The organism is Gluconobacter sp. P5E10 (assembly GCF_018812145.1).
Lineage (GTDB): Bacteria > Pseudomonadota > Alphaproteobacteria > Acetobacterales > Acetobacteraceae > Gluconobacter > Gluconobacter cerinus.
Genome location: NZ_JACRVZ010000003.1, coordinates 123,758 through 141,902, shown reverse-complemented (window position 1 = coordinate 141,902; position 18,145 = coordinate 123,758). Strand labels below are relative to the sequence as shown.

The following is an 18,145-nucleotide window of genomic DNA, read 5'->3' as shown; positions in this document are numbered from 1 at the left end:
TGGAAGAACAAGCCCTATTTTCAGGGCATCCGGGAGTTGTCACATGTCTGTATCAGTCAATGGAAATTTCGTGATGTCACGATGATCTTTTCGGACTGTGTTTCCTGCCGTTCTCTGCCAACACTGCGCAGAGAACGGTTTCCGACATCGGCCAGAAGCGAAGAAAAATCGATGATTTCGCGAGCGACGAGATGCACGACCTCGCCTTCCTTCTGAAGACTGCCTTTTACGCCCAGCATCTGGCTGGACAGCACGACGCGGCGGTATTTCTCGAACATGTCCGGCCAAACGATGACATTCAGCGCGGCGGTTTCATCTTCCAGAGTAAGGAACACCACACCGTCAGCGGAGCCCGGACGCTGCCGAACCAGCACAAGCCCTGCCGAAGTCAGGATGCGTCCGTCCTTTGCGTCCAGTGCCTGTCGGCAGGACACGATGCCCTGTTGACGCAGATCGCTGCGCAGGAAGGCGAGTGGATGGTCCCGCAGGGTCAGGCCGGTCCGGTTGTAATCGCGTGTCACTTCGGCCCCGTCCTGCATGGGCCGGAGCAACACATCGGGTTCCTCTGCCTCGCGTTCCACCATGGCCGCAGCAAACAGCGGCAAGGGCTGGTCACGCAGAGCTTTGATAGCCCAAAGCGCTTCACGTCGTGCGAGACCAAAAGCCGACCGGAAAGCATCCGCTTCTGCAAGATGCGTCAACGAGGCTGCCTTCACCCCTGCCCGACGCCACAGATCATCTACGGATGTGAAGGGTTTTGCCCCTCGCGCGGAAACAATCTGTGCGGCTTCATCATTGGCAAGTCCTTTCACGAGGCTCATACCCAGCCGGACAGCAAATCTGCCATCTCCTGTCTCCGGCCCCTCGAGCGTACTGTCCCATCGTGACGCGTTGACGCAGATTGGCCTGATCTCAACGCCATGCTCGCGCGCGTCCCGTACAAGCTGGGCCGGCGCATAAAACCCCATCGGCTGGGAATTGAGCAGAGACGCCAGAAACACATCGGGATGTCTGCATTTCATCCAGGACGAGGAATAGGCGAGAATTGCGAAACTTGCCGCGTGGCTCTCCGGGAAGCCGTAAGACCCAAAGCCCTCAAGCTGCTGGTAAATCCGTTCGGCAAATTCTTCCGAGTAACCTTTCTCCTTCATGCCCTCGACCAACCGGGCCTGAAACTGGGAGACGGTACCGGTATTCTTGAACGTCGCCATGGCCCGACGCAGCTGATCCGCCTCGCTGGCCGAAAATCCTGCGCAGACCATCGCGACCTGCATCGCCTGCTCTTGAAACAGTGGGATGCCAAGGGTCTTTTTCAGCACCTTCTCCAGTTCAGGTGTCGGATACTCTTCCGGCTCAAGTCCCTCGCGCCGTCTCAGATAAGGATGGACCATATCCCCCTGAATGGGACCAGGCCGCACGATCGCAACTTCAATGACCAGATCATAGAAAACGCGAGGCTTGAGGCGCGGTAGCATGGACATCTGCGCCCGGCTCTCGATCTGAAACACCCCGATCGTATCGGCCTTGCGGATCATCGCATACGTGCGCGCATCCTCGGCCGGAATAGTCGCCAGCGTGAAATGCTGGCCTTTGTGTTCGGCTAGAAGGTCGAGACCTTTCTTCATGCACGTCAGCATCCCCAGCGCCAGACAGTCGACCTTCATGAATTTCAGGACGTCGATATCATCCTTGTCCCACTCGATGATCTGCCGGTTCTCCATGGCCGCGGGCTCCACCGGGACCAGTTCATCCAGCCGATCATGGGTCAGCACGAAGCCGCCCGGATGCTGGGAAAGATGGCGTGGCACGCCCATCAGGCAGCGGGCCAAGTCCAGGGTCAGACGGACGCGCCGGTCGGAGAGATCGATGCCGGTGTCCGTCAGCGTGTCTGTTTCCAGCTTTCGTCCCCAGCCCCAGATCTGCCCGGAGAGCGTGCGGATCAGATCTTCGGGAATCCCCATGACCTTGCCGACATCCCTTAACGCACCCTTGGCGCGATAACGCGTTACGACAGCCGTCAGGGCTGCGCGGTCCCGGCCATAGTGACTGTAGACCCACTGGAGCACCTCCTCCCGGCGCGCATGTTCGAAGTCCACGTCGATATCCGGTGGCTCGCGCCTCTCCTCGCTGATGAAGCGCTCGAACAACAGGTTGTTTCGGGCCGGATCGATGGCCGTGACACCCAGCACGTAGCAAACGGCACTATTGGCGGCCGAACCCCGCCCCTGACACAAAATGCCCTTTGAACGGGCATAACGGACGATGCTGTGCACCGTCAAAAAGTAAGGAGCGTAATCCATGCGCGCGATCAGAGCGAGTTCATGATGGAGGCTTCTGCGAACCGCTTCAGGGATCCCCTCGGGATAGAAACTGTCGGCCCCTTCCCAGGTCAGAGCTTCAAGGGCCTGCTGCGGCGTCTGACCCGGAACAGAGACTTCATCCGGATACTGATAGGCCAGATCATCAAGACTGAACCTGCAGCGCTCCATGATGGTGATGGACCGCGCCACAGCTTCCGGATACCGGCTGAACAGTCGGGCCATTTCTTCAGGCGGTTTCAGGTAGCGGTCCGCATGGCGCTCACGGGCAAACCCGGCGTCGTCGATGGTGGTGTTGTGCCGGATGCAGGTGACGACATCCTGCAGGATGCGCCGGTCATAGGTATGAAACAGCACGTCATTGGTTACGACCGTCGGCACTTTTGCCTGATGCGCCAGGTTCGCCAGTTCATAAATCCGCATCTGGTCATTGGGACGTCGGAGCAGCGTCAGCGCCATAAAGGCGCGATCGGCAAAGGCGTCTTTCAGCTTGCGCAGATGCAGGGCGCATGCGTCATCAGCCACGTCTGGAATCAGGATGACAAGCAGCCCCTCACCCCAGTGAGCCAGATCCTCCCAGACCAGATGGCACTTGCCCTTCCCGGCGCGGGCCTTGCCGATGGTGAGCAGCCTGCACAACCGCCCATAAGCGGCGCGATCGGTCGGATAGGCCAGCACAGGCGGGAAATCAGCAAAGTCGAGGCGACAGCCGACGACCAGTCGGATTCCGGCCGCTTTCGCTGCGACATGGGCCTGCACCATGCCTGCCAGAGAATTGCGGTCGCAGATCCCGAGCGCCTCGATCCCAAGGGCTTTCGCCTCCTCGAAGAGCTCGATGGGAGATGAAGCCCCGCGCAGGAACGAGAAATACGTTGTGACCTGCAACTCGGCATAAGGCGGTGCCAGGGACGTCACCCGAAGATGCCATGCAGAAACCAGGCCTGCGGTCCGGTCTCGCCATGTTCACCATCCCCCGCGCGGTAGAGCCAGAACCGCTCTCCGCTCGAGTCCTCCACCCGGAAATAATCCCGGGCGATGGTCAGTTCGGTGTCATCCTTCCACCACTCCCCGAAAACACGTTCCGGGCCGTCCGCGCATTTCACCTTGCGCCGAACGCCACGCCAGATGAAGAACAACGGCGGTTGGTCGGGGAGTTCCGCCATCGCCTGCACCGGTTCGGGACGCGGCAGCAGCCGGGTCGGACGTGGCCAGTGATCGGGCCAGTCCCTCGCCTCTTCCGGGGCAAGAGCCGACACACGACAGAAAGACCTTTCGGGGAGATCGCTCTCCACTGCGGCAAACCGATAAAGCGCATGGATGCCGACCCGATTGGCCAGCGTGTCGATCAGGTCGGAAACATCGCTTTCTTCCTCTTCGATCAGGGAGGAGGCGGTCTGACGCCGGTCCATCGGCTCGGCCAGCGAGGCAATCAGCACCATACGCTCAATGCCGAAACCGGGATCGATGGTCTCGATCTTCTCGCACAGCAGCCGGGTCAGGCGTCTAACGTCGCGCACTGGCGTCGCAGTGGCCACGCGGACAGCTTCGGTGCGGCGGTCGACACGGTGCAATAGCAGATCAAGACGCCGCACGCCCTGCCCGCGTTCGTCCAGCTTTTCACACAGCGGGGGAACCAGCTTGCCGATATAGCGGGCGATGGTCTCCGCCGCTGCGATCGGCTCGGCAAAGCTGCGCACCACCTGCACCGGGTCAACGGGCCGGATCGGGATGATGGCCTCACTCACGCGACCGAAGGCCTGATCCAGTCTGCGGGCTATGTCGGGGCCAAAACGCAGTGTCAGCGGGGCACGCGACATCGCAGCGAGCGGGCCAATCCGCGACACGCCTAGCGCCATTAGTCCCTCGACACTCGTGGGAGGTAGACGCAGGGCTTCAATGGGCAAGTCAGAAAGGGCAGAAGCCACGTCGCCCTGGGGCACAACAGTCAGCGACGCCTGTCCATAACGGGCGAGCGCATGAGCGGCGCCCCACGTCTCGGCTATGGCCGCTTTTGCTCTGAAGCCGGAACTGGACAGACGATGGATCATGTCCGTGAGCATGGCACGCTCGCCACCATGAAGATGGTCGGCTCCCGTGGTATTCAGAATCAGGCCATCTGGTGGATCGGTTGCGACGAGAGGGGAAATCCGGTGCTGGAACCACAACGCCAGCTTTTCCAGCCCCTGCCGGTCGCCATCGGGATCGGCATCCATGAAGACCAGATCAGGATAGAGCGCCTGCGCCTTGGCGACCGGCGTGCCAGGGCGCAGGCCCAGCCTGCGGGCCGCCAGATCAACCGACAGCACAACGCGACGACGCCCTTCCCGCCCCACCAGCGCCAGAGGGAGATCAGGCGCGGGCGCGTCGTGACCCAGCCGCTTCCTGATCCGGTCTGTTGGCCAGAGCGGGAGGTAGAGCGAGACCACCCGCGAGACCACGACTGTAGGCGAGCCGCCCTTTGGCATCGCAGGCCTCCACTTCAAAATCAGCACATTCGCCCGCACGGGCGCGGATCAACTCAAGCAACCAGCGGGGCCGACCCACTCCTGGCACCGGCAACCCAACCGAGGGCAATACGGACACCCGCCAGCGCGTGACACTCGCCGTCGGCTGACCAAAATCGGCGGCCTCGGTCTGACGGCGCCAGCGCCGGATCGCGAGGCCAAGCGCACCAGATGTTTCGGCCGCCAGTTGCAGGCGGCGGGATGCCGTCATCGACAGACGCGCCACGTCTGCGACCACAGCCCCAAGACCACCATGCCGCAGCCCTTCTTCGAAACACGCCAGAACGTCAGCCTCCGAAGCGGCCTCGACATAGATGACCCTTCGGCCGGACAATCCGGCCTGTTTGAGCGCGGGACCAAACACATCCTGACGGGTGACGATCCACAACACTCTGCCGCGTGTGCGGGCCGCGATCCCGGCGACGAACTGTCCGGCTGCCGCACCATGCAGCGCATCATTGCCGCCACCGGCCACTTCATGGAGCGCCCCGAGCGCGAGCCCTCCCCCTGGCAGACGACTGTCGATCTCCCTCACGCCAAAAGGCAGAACAGACCGACGCCGGTTCGTATGACCTTCCAGACGACTGATGGCCGCACGCAACGTCTCCAGCGCTGGTTTCATGTCGGGAGAAGCACTCATTGCACAGGTCCGTCGCTCCTTGTCTAACAGAATTTTAAGGTTGTATGTTCTTGTTTTGTTCTTATGTGGTTGCGCAAGTCAATGCCAATTTACACCTGACAGGTAGGATGATTTTTTTCAGCCCGCGCTTTAATTAGCTCACAAAAGTGCCGTAAGGACCTAAACTAGCAGGTTTTCCAATTGCGACCCTTGAATGAAATGCATGGTATTAAGGGTTTTGCCACACCTTATAAGGGATACTGCTTTAAGAAACCGGATAGCTTCCTGCTGGATGCGTGGTTGGTTTCCGAAGCCTTTCCGGCATCTGCGCGGCGATCACGCAGAATAGACAGATGCACAGACCATGTGAGGCCTACCTGTCCACCCCGAGCCATGCATATCATCATCCTGTAGCGCCTTCCGGGTCATGGAAGGAATACCGAAACGATAGCGGGCTATTACCGGTACGAAGTTATAATTAACTAATTTTATTTGATTTTTACGTAATTGGCGGAGGGGATGGGATTCGAACCCACGATACGACTTACATCGTATAACGGATTAGCAATCCGCCGCCTTCAGCCTCTCGGCCACCCCTCCGCGTGGAAAGCAGTTTTTATACTGCGTTCGTGAAGGCGTTCTTAAGGGGGAACGGCCTCGCCGTCAAACCCCTTAAGAACAATTTTTTTATCTCATTCGGAAAGAAGCTTTTTCAAGGTTTCATTCACCAGAGCCGGGTTCCCTTTACCCTTCATGGCCTTCATCGTCTGGCCAACAAAGAAGCCGAAAAGTTTGTCCTTGCCGGATTTGAATTCAGCAACCTTATCCGCATTTGCTGCCAGGATGTCGCGGATGGAGCTTTCGATGGCTCCTGTGTCCGTCACCTGACGAAGACCTTTCCGCTCAACAATAGCAGAAGCCGATTCGCCGGTTTCTACCATGTCTTCAAGGACTTCCTTCGCAATCTTGCCGTTGATGGTCGAATCCGAGATCAGGCTTAACAGCTCACGAAGCCCTTCTGCACTGACCGGACTGTCTTCAATCGAGCGGCCGGTGCGGTTCAGGGCAGCAAAGAAGTCTCCGAGCATCCAGTTGGTGGCAAGGCGCGCATCGGCACCCTTCGCAACGGTCTCGTAGAAGTCTGCAACAGCTTGCTCTGCGGTCAGGACACTCGCTTCATAGCGACTGACGCCGTATTCGCGCTCCAGGCGGTCCCGCTTGGCTTCTGGCAGTTCGGGAAGAGCAGCTTCTAGTTCGTCAACCCAGGACTGCTCGATGATGAGCGGAAGAAGATCCGGGTCCGGGAAGTAGCGGTAATCATGCGCATCCTCCTTGGACCGAAGCGAGCGTGTTTCGCTGCGGACATGATCGAACAGGCGAGTTTCCTGATCGACTTCGCCGCCAGCTTCCCAGATTTCGATCTGGCGCTGTGCTTCTACTTCAATTGACTGCATGACATAGCGGATCGAGTTGACGTTCTTGATCTCGCAGCGGGTCCGATATCCCTCCTCGCCCGGCTTGCGCACAGACACGTTGACGTCAGCGCGCATGGAACCTTCTTCCATGTTGCCATCGCAGGTATCGATATAACGCAGGATCTGACGGAGCTTCCGCAGGTAGGCTCCGGCTTCTTCCGGTGAGCGGATGTCTGGCTCACTGACGATTTCCATGAGGGCGACGCCCGCACGGTTCAGGTCAATGAAGGAACGCGTTGGGTCCTGATCATGGATGGACTTGCCTGCGTCCTGTTCCAGATGAAGGCGCGTCACGCCAATTTCACGTGTGCTTCCATCCGCAAGATCAACCAGCACCTTGCCCTCACCCACGATGGGATGAGCAAACTGGCTGATCTGATAGCCAGTGGGGAGATCGGCATAGAAGTAGTTCTTGCGATCAAAGCGGCTGAAAAGATTGATCTGCGCGTTCAGGCCAAGGCCGGTACGCACTGCCTGCGCAACGCATTCCTGGTTCAGAACCGGGAGCATCCCCGGGAAACCCGCGTCAATCAGGCTGACATGCGTATTTGGCTCGCCGCCGTAAGAGGCGGAGGAGCCAGAAAACAACTTCGCTTGGCTGATGACCTGGGCATGAACTTCCAGCCCGACGACAATTTCCCATTCGCCGGTATTGCCGGTGATACGATAGCTCATGCCGACACTCCTGCATGGATGGCGGGTCTGTGGGTGAAGGACGCAGCCTGTTCGATGACGTGCCCTGCTGCGATCAGTGTTTCTTCGTCAAAGAATTTGCCAATGAGCTGAAGGCCGAGCGGAACACCCTGTGCGTCCAGACCAGCCGGGACAGAGAGTGCAGGAACGCCTGCCATGCTGGCTGGAACAGTGAAGATGTCATTGAGGTACATCTGCACCGGGTCTGTCGGCTTTTCGTCCTGAGCGAAGGCACTGGACGGTGCCGTTGGCGTCAGAAGGAAATCCACCTTCTCGAAAGCATTCAGGAAGTCCCGCTGGATCAGTGTACGGACCTTCTGCGCGCGCAGGTAATAGGCATCGTAATAACCCGACGACAGAACATGTGTTCCGATCAGGATACGGCGCTTCACTTCTTCGCCAAAGCCAGCGGCACGGGTGGCTTCGTACAGTGCATCAAGGGAATCCCCCTTCACACGTTCGCCGAAACGCACACCGTCATAGCGGGCAAGGTTTGAAGATGCCTCTGCGAGAGCTGCGATGTAGTAAGTTGGAAGGCCGTACTTCGTGTGCGGAAGAGACACTTCCACCACTTCTGCGCCTGCGGCCTTCAGCCAGTTGATACCCTGCTGCCAGAGGGCCTCGATTTCGGCTGGCATGCCCGGGGCATGATATTCCTTGGGAATACCAACGCGCAGGCCTTTGACGCCTCGCGTCAGCGCTGCTTCGTAATTCGGAACAGGCGTGTTGACGCTTGTGGAATCCCGCTCGTCAAACCCGGCCATGGATTCCAGCAGGATTGCGCAATCCTGAAGGTTGCGGGCCATCGGGCCAGCCTGATCCAGCGAGCTTGCGAAAGCGATCGTGCCGAAACGGGAGCAGCGGCCGTAGGTCGGCTTGATGCCAGCAATGCCGGTGAAGGCGGCCGGCTGGCGAATGGAGCCACCCGTATCCGTACCGGTCGCGCCCAAGACCAGACCTGCGGCTACCGCAGCGGCAGAGCCACCGGAAGAACCGCCCGGAACCAGCTTGGCGTCAGAGCCATTGCGCTTCCAGGGGTTTTCTACCGGTCCAAAGGCTGAGTTCAGATTGGCGGACCCCATAGCGAATTCATCGAGGTTCAGCTTGCCAAGGAACACGGCGCCGTCACGCAGAAGGTTGGACGTCACCGTGCTTTCGTAAGGCGGGACAAAATTGCCAAGAATCTTGCTGGCCGCCGTCGTGCGGACGCCGTTCGTGCAGAACAGATCCTTGATGCCGAGCGGAATGCCGGTCAGTGCGCCGCCCTCACCTTTCGCCAGAACGTCGTCCGCAGCCTGGGCTGCTACGCGAGCCTGATCGGGCGTACGGGTGATGAAACTGTTGAGGCGACCATCCAGACGCTCGATGGCATCCAGGTGGGCGTTCGTCAGTTCAACCGCGGAAATCTTGCGAGACTTAAGGGCATCCCGGGCGGAAGCCAGCGTAAAATCGTGCATGCCGGACATTATTCGACCACCTTCGGAACCGTGTAGAACGGACCTTCACGGTCCGGAGCGTTTGACAGCACGTCATCGCGGCGATTGCCGTCCGTGACGCGGTCTTCCCGCAGGCGTGGCGTGGCGAGACCCGTGCCAATCATGGGAGGGACATCTGTGACGTCCACTTCGTTAAGCTGTTCCACCCAATCGATGATGGAACCCATGTCCTTCCCGAGGGAGTCTACCTCCCCCGGTTCGAGACCAATTCTCGCCAATCTGGCGATGCGCGTGACCGTTTTCGCGTCGAGCGACATGAACATTCCTGAAAAAGAGGAAATTATGGTAGCTTTTCAGCCGTCAGACAGATCATAACGCCGGGTTATGTCCCTGTTCAATCCACAAGACCTCCGTAATGTTCTTCAAACTGATCAGCGTATCCTTGGGCTGGACCCTGGATCGAAGACGATCGGCGTCGCCCTGACAGACGTTTCTCTCATGCTCGCCTCACCATTTATGGGGTTGAAACGGCGGAAATTGGGGGAAAATGCCAAGGAGTTGGCAGAGATTACAAAGCGCCAGAACGTTGGGGCGCTGGTGGTCGGTCTACCCCTGTCATTGGATGGATCTTTTGGTCCCGCAGCACGCGCAGCGTCGGACTGGACAACAGCTCTTTCCGAGCGGTTGGGTATTCCTGCGTGTCTGTGGGATGAGCGGCTCTCATCCAGTGCGGTCAACCGCTTCCTTATTCAGGACGCTGATATGACGCGTGGGCGACGCGCTGAAGTCGTCGATAAAATGGCCGCCGCCTACATGCTGCAAGGCTGGCTTGATGCGACGAAGGGCAAATCTGAAAAGACATTTTTGTGAAAAATGTCTCTGGTTGGTCTGAGTTATATGAAATTTAGACCAACCAGAAGCACTAGAATGGCAATCCCAACAAAAATGCAAACCGGAAGCATAATGGTGGAGAGCAGAGATTCTCCCTCCTCCGTCGCTTCAAGAGCAATTTCGTCTTCGGTATCATCGATGTTTCTTTGGTCGGTCATAGTCAAACAGTACGATATTGCCTCGTCCGAGGCGAGAAAATTATTTTACTGTGCAGATAGAGTTTTATCTTCATAATGATTAAAAATAAAGTTTTATAGTCAATAAAATAATATCCATATCATAATGGTTTTCCTTATCTGTAAATATTTCTTATCTTAATTATTTCTGCGGAAATATTTATCGTTGGAATTATATTTTGTGATGATTCTTTCCATGAAAAATTGACTTGTATTTGGCGTTTTTCTCGGAAAATCATCAGATCTGAATGTCGCGTACAGACTTCGAGCATTGCCGCATGAAGGGAAATGCTTATCCGCTCATTCAGAGCATCTTTTTTCAATGAAGGGTCAGACATGAATTCGGTCCTTCCTTAATTTGGACCAAAATTATCCTGTTTTTCGGGCTGTGGCAATTAATACTGTTTTCAAATAAGCTTTTCTCCTCACAGGAGGGCCCTAAAATGGCTGATGAAGAAATTGCTGGCTACCTAATTCGCCGTGAACTCGAAAACGGAGACGACGAATTCTGGAACCCCACAGAAAAGTGGGTTTCTGATCCGGGCGACTCAGAGCTCTATGAAGATGAGGACGAAGCAAACGCTGTCGCCGATCTGCTGAGCGAGAATGACTCATTGGTGATCACCGTTGAAGAAGTGTATTTCGACGACGGCGAAGAAGATGAAGCCACCGACGGAGAATAAGCATCTCTCCTGAAGGGGACTGCGGCCGCGCGGCTTTTTGTAGCGCGGCCCTTTTCTTTGTTTTGTACGGCCGCTCTTAGAGCCGTCATTCGACATCTCTTGCTAACGCGCGTTAGTGCCTTACAAACCTGAGGGTTACGTCATGCAGCGGAATGATAACGACGAAGATGGTATTGGATCAGAAATCCACGAACTGATGAGTGAATTGCAAAGTGATGCGGAGCGCCTGAACATTGCAGCTGATAAATCTTCAACTCCTGATGATATCAAGCATATGATTGCTGCACTTGCTGATAAAATTGATGGACTTGCTTCCCTGGTCCGATAAGTCCTCGCAGAAACTTTATCTTCTGTGAGTAAAGATTTGTTTTTATGTTTTCGAGTATTTTTACCTACAAATTTAAAATATACCTCTAATCATCATATAGTCTCCAGCGACTGCAATAAATATAAGTAGAAGAATGGCTGGTATGCAGAGGGTTAAAAATAGAAAACCGAAAATGACAGGTTTTTTCGGTCTGTTCGGATCTGGGTAAGGGCCGCCTAGAAGGCTCATAATATATTTATAAGTTATCCAGAGACCAAAATTCGCGGCCCAAATCACAGATAAAACGAAAATCATAAAGTAAAATTTCTTTTGGCTGTTTCGACGGGAGAAAGAGGAATGCGCTGTTTCACAGTATTTATGAGATGCTTCCACGTGAACCAATAGACAAAATATTTTTTCTGGTAAGGCTAATAAGCCTCATTTTCTCACGGTCTCGTGATACTTCGCCCCCTCTCTCCAAGCATATTACAATCCAAAAAATCCTAGGATTTTGGACTTAAGAAAATCTTGCGAATCAAAACGCGGATAGATATGGTCTGCGTATGTCCTTTTACGGCGCTAGCACTGAATACGTCCTGCACAGCCTCCTGTGGCTTGTCGATAATCCTGAGCCTGTCAGCAGTCTCGATCTGGCAGAGCTTCAAAATATTCCGCCAGCATTTGTTGCGAAGCTTTTGCCCAAGCTGGAAAAGGCTGGTCTCCTCAATGCTGCTGAAGGGTTGAAGGGTGGCTACACGTTGGCAAAACCTGCCGACGAGATCACTGTTTTGGCCATTGTTGACGCAGTGGATGGTGAAAAGCGCCTCTTTAATTGTCAGGAAATCCGCGGACGCTGCGCCCTCTTTGACGAGAACCCACCTGGATGGGCAACGCAGGGGGTATGCGGAATTCATGCAGTCATGCTGCGAGCTGAACAGGCGATGCGTCGGGAGCTAGCCCAAACATCCCTCGCCGATTTGGCAAAATCAGTTCGTGACAAGGCGCCCTCGCCTTTTCTTGGAGAGGCACAGACCTGGCTGGATGAGCGTGTTCAGACCCGCAGGACGAACAAGGTCCGGCAGAAACGTCGTTCGGACAGTGCTTGAGCGGTTTCAGCTAACAAAAAGGAAATATCCCGTGCGTAAATTTACTGTCCTGGCAGTTTTAACTGCTGGCTTCTGGGCCTCTTCCCTTCACGCAGCGACAACAGTCACGCCTTTGATGAGCCATGAACTGCCAGGTTTTTCAGGAAAGGAAGGGGCCATGGTTACAGTGGACTACGGGCCAGGAGATTCAGATCCGATCCACAGGCATAACGCATCAGTCTTCGTTTATGTTCTCAAGGGCAGCGTCATCATGCAGGTTAAGGGTAGGCAGCCAGTCACTTTGAAAGAGGGGCAAACCTTTTTTGAAGGCCCTAATGACGTGCATGTTGTAGGGCGGAATGCCAGTCAGACCGAACCGGCTAAATTCATTGCGTTTTTCGTTAAGGACAAAGCGGCCCCCTTCGTCTTTCCTGCGCACTGAGCTACGGGATATTCGCTATGAAAATTTTTGTCGCCGGTGCGAGCGGAGCGCTGGGGCGCTGCTTGATTGCGCGCCTCAAAGAGGCTGGACATGACGTCTGGGGGATGGCTCATCGGGCGGAAAGCCTGGCGGCTATCGAGGTGTTGGGAGCTCATGCGGTCAAAGCTGATGCTCTCAATAGGGAGGCACTGTTTGCAATAATCGAGAAGCTCCGCCCTGACGTCGTGATTGATGAACTTACGTCTCTCCCGGCAAGTCCTTTTGATCTTCCAAAGCATCTCCCGATCGATCGAAAACTCCGTCTCGAAGGTGGCGGCAATCTTTTCGATGCGGCGCAAACATATGGCGTAAAGCGCTACATACAGCAGTCTTGCGGCTTTTATCTGGACGCTGGTCATGACCTGGCGACAGAAGCCTCTTCTCTGAGAATTAGCGCGCCGGGGAATATCGGGGAAAGCGCTCGGATGTATGCAGCTCTGGAAGCGCGCGTCAGGAGCGCTCCCTCAATGGAGGGTGTCACGCTGCGATACGGCTTTTTTTACGGCCCAGGGACGTGGTACTGGCCAGATGGTGCATTTAGTGCGCATCTTGCTCGTGGTGAGGTTTCACTGGTTGGTACCGGCACCAGCACATTCTCTTTTGTTCATGTAGATGATGCGGCACAGGCAACTGTATCAGCACTTACAGCCAAGTCTGGCGTTTACAATATCGTTGATAGTCAGCCTCTTCAGTTCGAGAAATGGCTGAAGGCGTATGCGCAGTGGGTCAGGGCACCGGTGCCGCCGTGCATGACTGAAAAGGACGCTGTTCTGCTGATGGGCGAAGAAAGCGTCTATTACCAGAATAGCCTGACAGGCGCCTGCAATCGTAAGGCTATGGCTACGCTTGGGTTTAGCCCACGAAAAGCCCCGTGGCTCAGTATTGTAGACTAGAGCTTCCGCCGCATATTTGAATATGAGGGTACGGTATTTATCCGCGCCGGTTTGGTAAGAAGATGGGCCAGCCAATAGAACGATGCAGGCCATTCGTCAAAGTAACGCGAATAATGTTGAGTATTTTCAAAGAGTTCGAATGGTGGGCGCGACAGGGATTGAACCTGTGACCCCTGCCGTGTGAAGGCAGTGCTCTACCGCTGAGCTACGCGCCCATTCGTTGAGCGGGCTTTTAACAGTGGCGATACGGTCTGACAAGACAATTTTTTGGCCATGCCATCGCCTTTGTTTGAACTCATTGCGCCGTCAGAAACATTTTGTCTGACTGGGAGCGACAATGAAACGGAATGCAGCTTTGGATTGTCTGCGAGGAGCAGCAATTCTTTTTGTGATCAGTAATCACATTGGAATACGCATTCCCCTCTCTCATACGGGGTTGGCCAGCTTTCTACCGCGTTGGTTCTTGGTGGGCCTGAACTATAATGGCGGCGAGGCTGTCAGCATCTTCTTCGTTTTGTCCGGCTTTCTGATTGCGTCCCGAATTACGCAGACCTTCGGGGCTTTGGATCGGATACAGCCGGTCAGGTTCCTCATTCATCGCGCCATTCGTATCCTTCCCTGCCTCGTGTTGCTTGTGAGTGTTCTCGGAGTGCTCGACTATATCGGCTTCGAGGATTATCGCTTCTCAAAGCCGGGTCAGAGTTTCCTAGGCGCGGCAATGGCAGCTTTCGGGCTGTATTTTAACGTGTGGCAGGCGCGGCATGGTTGGAGTGTTGCAGGCTGGACGATCCTTTGGTCCCTGTCGATTGAAGAGCTTTTCTATCTGCTGTTCCCGTTCCTCTGCCGATTGAATGTGTGGTTGCGTGCGGGCGTGCTCCTCCTGCTGGCTGTAACGGCACCCGTGTATCAGGTAACGCTTCAGGGCAATGAAATCTGGCGAGAGCAGGCCACCCTGACCGGTTTGGGAACCATTGCGCTGGGTGTTCTCATGGCAATCGTGGCAGCGCGGTATCGTCCTAACGGAAGCTGGCCTGTTGCGATGGGGGGCGTTGGTTTGCTGATGATGCTGTCAGAGATGTTTGGTCCGCCATCCTGGTGGCATCTGCTGTCTGACGGCTGGTTTGCCGTCCTTTATGGAGGCATTGCCATGCTGGTTTTGGCCTGTGGCTGGCGTTCATTTGAAGGTGGTCGATGGAGTTGGTGGATCCGTAGAATGGGGCAACTGTCATATGAGGTCTATCTCACCCACATGTTTGTTGTCATGGCTGCTGTTCGGATCTGGAGGCATAATCATTGGCCGCAAAGCAATGGATGGATTGTCTATCCAGTCTGCCTGATCGTGATTTGGGGGCTGGGCGAAGCTGTCTCGCGGCTCTTTACCAAGCCCGTTACCAAGTTTCTTGATCGAGCGTTGACGTCCCGGATCTATCAAAAAAGCCGAGTGACAAGTTCGGTTCAGCCGGAAGTGGGATGCTAATAGTCCGCCTCTGGCTCAGATGATTTTTTTCGGAACGCGCGCAGTGAGCTGTCTCAGAACGCTATTTTTATTGTTCTTCCAGCAAGGGAGGCGCGGCTAGTGACAGGTAATGCATGCGCTTCAACTCGCGTCGACCCAGTGTGATGCTGTCCAGGATCAGGCCGCAAACCAGCGAGAGTGCCGCAAGGATCATACTGCCTGTGGCAAGGAGCGCTGTAGGAAGGCGTGGGACGAGCCCTGTATTGAGGTATGTCACCACGACAGGGATCCCGAGGATCAGACCGACAAGGGTAAAAAATAGTGAGAGCGCCGCAAAGAACATCAACGGGCGTTCCTGCTTCACCAGATTGATGATGGTTCTCAGGATTAGCAGTCCGTCTGAGTAGGTGCGCAGCTTGGATGCTGAACCAGGCGGGCGCTCGATATAAGCCGTTGGAATTTCCCCAATCGGCATGCCGAGTTCGAGGGCATGGACCGTGAATTCGGTCTCGGTCTCAAAGCCGGCAGAAAGAGCCGGGAAAGACTTTACGAAGCGTCGGGAAAATACGCGATATCCGGAGAGCATGTCACTGAGGCGCCGGCCGAAGACGAGCGTTACCAGTCCTGTGAGTACCTTGTTGCCCAACACATGTCCGCGGCGATAGGCGGCCTCGCGGTCTGTTACGCGTGCACCGTTTACCATGTCCAGACCTTCTGACATGGCAGCATGGAGCATGCTGGGTGCTGCAGCAGCCTCATAGGTGGCGTCACCATCAACCAGAATATAATAGTCTGCCTCAATATCCGCGAACATCCGGCGGATAACGTGTCCCTTCCCTTTCATCCGTTCGGTACGGACAATTGCTCCCGCAGCTTTGGCAACTTCCTTTGTGCGATCTGTCGAGTTGTTATCGTAAACGTAAATGTCTGCGCGTGGTAGTGCTGCACGAAAATCCTGCACAACCTTCTGAATGGTCACCTCTTCATTATAGCAGGGCACAAGAACAACCGTGCGGGAAGAAGAGAGATTCGCGTTGGAAAGCATTGAGATAGGACCAATATTCAGAATGTGTGAAATGTCGTCTTACAGAAGTATAAATTTATTCTGCGTAAAATTCAAAGGCCGATGGAAGCTCGTGGATTCACTGCGGACGGACATGGTTTCGTCAGCTAGCGTAAGCCGCCGTGTTTCTTGTTGAAGAAAGGACCGTAACCCATTCCTCAACAAGAGGCCTGAAAGGTTTAGAAGCCGAACATGTGATCGAGGGAGAAGCCGCCTTCCCCGTTTTCAAGGCCATGGTACCCGAACAGGCGGCATGTGAGATCGCGGATCAGGATATATCCACCGACACCGGCTCGCTCCAGGTGGGCGCTCTCAAAAAGCACATGGGGACGAACCATGTAGGAGCCTGATGGCTGGATGCGGATACCCGTCTCGGCCACCAGGGTGCCGTCAGCGGCATGAAGCAGCAGAACCGTTTCGGATTCATCCGTCCCCTCAATTGAGGCGGGATGAATCAGGCAACAGAAACTACGCAGATGATCATGCCCAAGCTTCAGGAAGAGACGCGTTGTCAGGCCCGGCGGTGGACCGGAGTAGGATTGCGGCTCGGAACGCCATGTCATGAGCGTGTTAAAGATGTGCGCTCCAAAGCTGGTTTCTGCCGCATGATCGGTCTCTCGGTTGCGATAGCGCATGAGCGCATGAAGCCAGCCGTCAGCTTCCCCTCCGTCTCGGAAGTCATATACCAGATCTGCATGCCCTGGCCGGTCTGTCAGGTCATGCAAGGCGATGGCTGTTGAGTGGCTGCGCGGAAGATTTCCAAGGAAGTGGGAGCCTACCGGCTGTCCGGCATCATCGAAAATATCCAGCCGCACAGGAAGCGTTTCCAGTGCCTCGGACATGGGGTTGGGTTGGATAAAGCTTTCAAATTTTGCAGGGTCCAGAATGGGAAAAGGCAGCAGAAAGCCTCGGCCTAGCGATGGTGCTAAATTTCTGATGGCTTGGTCCGGGCGGATATTGTCCCGCTCGACATTAAGGTGTGCAATGCGTGTGCGTCCACGCTGCGTTATTTCATAGCGCGGGCGCACCAGATGACGTCCTGCGCGCATTTCGAGCTGGGCAGGCCATGCGAGTTCGGGAAAGATTTTTCCAACATCGACTGCGACTGTCTCAAACGGGCCGATCGCCCGATCAACGCCACGATGTTCTTCCACGCCCATGGGGTTAAAGGTAATGCCTCCCGCCGGGATCGTGGTGGCATGGCTGTTCTGGACCCAGACGGTAAGGGTCTCATCTGCTTCCGGAGCCGGTAGCGTGGCATAACGGACAGATGGCCAGGCATTGGCGTCATGCGTGACGGACAGGCTTGGGTCACCGTTTCTGCCCCAGACATCCAGTGCGTACTTGACGACGTCATGCCCGCGCGCGCCGATCACATGAATGAAAAGCTGCCCCATAAACGGCGGCAGGCTAAAACGGTCACGTATTTGGGCGCTATCGATTGTGATGCCTGCGCCAGACTGGGAAACGGGCTGCTCCCATTGGGCGATGACCTGCCCGGACTGGTCATAAAGACGTAGCCAGTAACGCAGATCCTGCGAGCCATAATTGGACCAGTAGTTGGCCGTCACGATCCGTGTGGAGAACTGATCGTCATCCCGGAAAAAAGCAAAATTTGTCGCGAAATTGAGCTTGTCGAGATAGGGGCGACCAGGGACGATCATATCATCGGGCAGGCGTGCCGGGGCGAGAGTGTGCAATGTGCGCCCATCCAGAAGCTTGCCCAGACGACCGCGCATTTTCGCGTCATCGAATGAGAGTGCCAGAATGATATCTGCCTCAGTGTCGGGCAGTTTCAAAAGGGCTTGCTTCGCCCCACCAAAGCCGTCGGGTTGACCAACCTGCTCGGTATCATGAACCAGCACGACGGAAGGTTTCAGTCCCGGATAAAGGGCCACCAGCGTTCGGACGGTGTCTTCGGGGTCGTAAATAACGATTGTCTGCCCGGCGAAAGCCTTCTCCATGCGCGTTAGCGCCTCGGCTGCTAGCGGGTGGGCCAGCGCCTTGTAGAGCACGTTTCCACCCTGTGGACCGAAAGTGCGGATATCGAGCATAGAGGGCCCTT

At 55.7% G+C, this 18,145-nt stretch carries 15 protein-coding genes and 2 tRNA genes; 7 read left to right on the top strand and 10 right to left on the bottom strand.

Annotated elements, in window-relative coordinates; genetic code table 11:
* Nucleotides 1-56: 56 nt before the first annotated feature.
* From KP707_RS07160 to gatC, 7 genes are all read right to left on the bottom strand, one after another.
* Nucleotides 57-3,233: an error-prone DNA polymerase gene (locus KP707_RS07160; RefSeq protein WP_211502615.1), complete on the bottom strand. Its 3,177-nt coding sequence runs from the start codon at nt 3,231-3,233 to the stop codon at nt 57-59.
* On the bottom strand, nt 3,230-4,783 hold the full coding sequence (locus KP707_RS07155) for a DNA polymerase Y family protein (RefSeq protein ID WP_249202847.1): 1,554 nt from the start codon (nt 4,781-4,783) through the stop codon (nt 3,230-3,232). The genes KP707_RS07160 and KP707_RS07155 overlap by 4 nt, the downstream gene beginning before the upstream one ends.
* Nucleotides 4,668-5,462 carry an ImuA family protein gene (locus tag KP707_RS07150; protein WP_211502614.1) on the bottom strand — a complete coding sequence of 265 codons (795 nt, stop codon included), beginning with the start codon at nt 5,460-5,462 and terminating at the stop codon, nt 4,668-4,670. Before KP707_RS07150 ends, KP707_RS07155 begins: the two co-directional genes overlap by 116 nt.
* A gap of 487 nt (nt 5,463-5,949) precedes the next feature.
* Nucleotides 5,950-6,041 (bottom strand) — tRNA-Ser (locus KP707_RS07145).
* Nucleotides 6,042-6,133: 92 nt separating this feature from the next.
* A complete protein-coding gene (gene gatB, locus KP707_RS07140) occupies nt 6,134-7,591 on the bottom strand; it encodes an Asp-tRNA(Asn)/Glu-tRNA(Gln) amidotransferase subunit GatB (protein ID WP_211502613.1) in 1,458 nt (485 codons plus the stop codon).
* Nucleotides 7,588-9,075, bottom strand: a complete 1,488-nt coding sequence (gene gatA / locus KP707_RS07135) for an Asp-tRNA(Asn)/Glu-tRNA(Gln) amidotransferase subunit GatA (RefSeq protein WP_211502612.1) — start codon at nt 9,073-9,075, stop codon at nt 7,588-7,590. The genes gatB and gatA overlap by 4 nt, the downstream gene beginning before the upstream one ends.
* The gene (gatC, locus tag KP707_RS07130; RefSeq protein WP_064275348.1) at nt 9,075-9,362 is read right to left on the bottom strand and encodes an Asp-tRNA(Asn)/Glu-tRNA(Gln) amidotransferase subunit GatC; all 288 of its coding nucleotides are present in this window, start codon (nt 9,360-9,362) and stop codon (nt 9,075-9,077) included. The genes gatA and gatC overlap by 1 nt, the downstream gene beginning before the upstream one ends.
* Before the next feature lie 67 nt (nt 9,363-9,429).
* Between gatC and ruvX the strand changes: the two genes are divergently transcribed.
* The 6 genes from ruvX (at nt 9,430) to KP707_RS07100 (ending at nt 13,561) form a co-directional block, all read left to right on the top strand.
* Nucleotides 9,430-9,915, top strand: a complete 486-nt coding sequence (gene ruvX, locus KP707_RS07125; RefSeq protein WP_099212553.1) for a Holliday junction resolvase RuvX — start codon at nt 9,430-9,432, stop codon at nt 9,913-9,915.
* 640 nt (nt 9,916-10,555) lie between these two features.
* A complete protein-coding gene (locus KP707_RS07120) occupies nt 10,556-10,795 on the top strand; it encodes a hypothetical protein (protein ID WP_211502611.1) in 240 nt (79 codons plus the stop codon).
* A 142-nt stretch (nt 10,796-10,937) separates the two neighbouring features.
* Complete coding sequence (locus tag KP707_RS07115; protein ID WP_099212555.1) at nt 10,938-11,123, top strand: hypothetical protein; 186 nt, start codon at nt 10,938-10,940, stop codon at nt 11,121-11,123.
* A 542-nt stretch (nt 11,124-11,665) separates the two neighbouring features.
* Complete coding sequence (locus tag KP707_RS07110; RefSeq protein ID WP_211502610.1) at nt 11,666-12,208, top strand: Rrf2 family transcriptional regulator; 543 nt, start codon at nt 11,666-11,668, stop codon at nt 12,206-12,208.
* Nucleotides 12,209-12,239: 31 nt separating this feature from the next.
* Nucleotides 12,240-12,629: a cupin domain-containing protein gene (locus KP707_RS07105; protein ID WP_211502609.1), complete on the top strand. Its 390-nt coding sequence runs from the start codon at nt 12,240-12,242 to the stop codon at nt 12,627-12,629.
* A 17-nt stretch (nt 12,630-12,646) separates the two neighbouring features.
* Nucleotides 12,647-13,561, top strand: a complete 915-nt coding sequence (locus KP707_RS07100) for an NAD(P)-dependent oxidoreductase (protein WP_211502608.1) — start codon at nt 12,647-12,649, stop codon at nt 13,559-13,561.
* Between the two features lie 140 nt (nt 13,562-13,701).
* Here the strand turns inward: KP707_RS07100 and KP707_RS07095 are convergent.
* A tRNA-Val gene (locus tag KP707_RS07095) sits at nt 13,702-13,776 on the bottom strand.
* Nucleotides 13,777-13,898: 122 nt separating this feature from the next.
* On the opposite strand from KP707_RS07095, the gene KP707_RS07090 reads away from it, so the two are divergent.
* Nucleotides 13,899-15,038: an acyltransferase gene (locus tag KP707_RS07090; protein WP_211502607.1), complete on the top strand. Its 1,140-nt coding sequence runs from the start codon at nt 13,899-13,901 to the stop codon at nt 15,036-15,038.
* 67 nt (nt 15,039-15,105) lie between these two features.
* Here KP707_RS07090 and KP707_RS07085 read toward each other — a convergent pair whose 3' ends face one another.
* Nucleotides 15,106-16,062: a glycosyltransferase family 2 protein gene (locus KP707_RS07085; protein ID WP_211502606.1), complete on the bottom strand. Its 957-nt coding sequence runs from the start codon at nt 16,060-16,062 to the stop codon at nt 15,106-15,108.
* Nucleotides 16,063-16,259: 197 nt separating this feature from the next.
* The gene (locus KP707_RS07080) at nt 16,260-18,134 is read right to left on the bottom strand and encodes a hypothetical protein (RefSeq protein WP_211502605.1); all 1,875 of its coding nucleotides are present in this window, start codon (nt 18,132-18,134) and stop codon (nt 16,260-16,262) included.
* Nucleotides 18,135-18,145 lie beyond the last annotated feature (11 nt).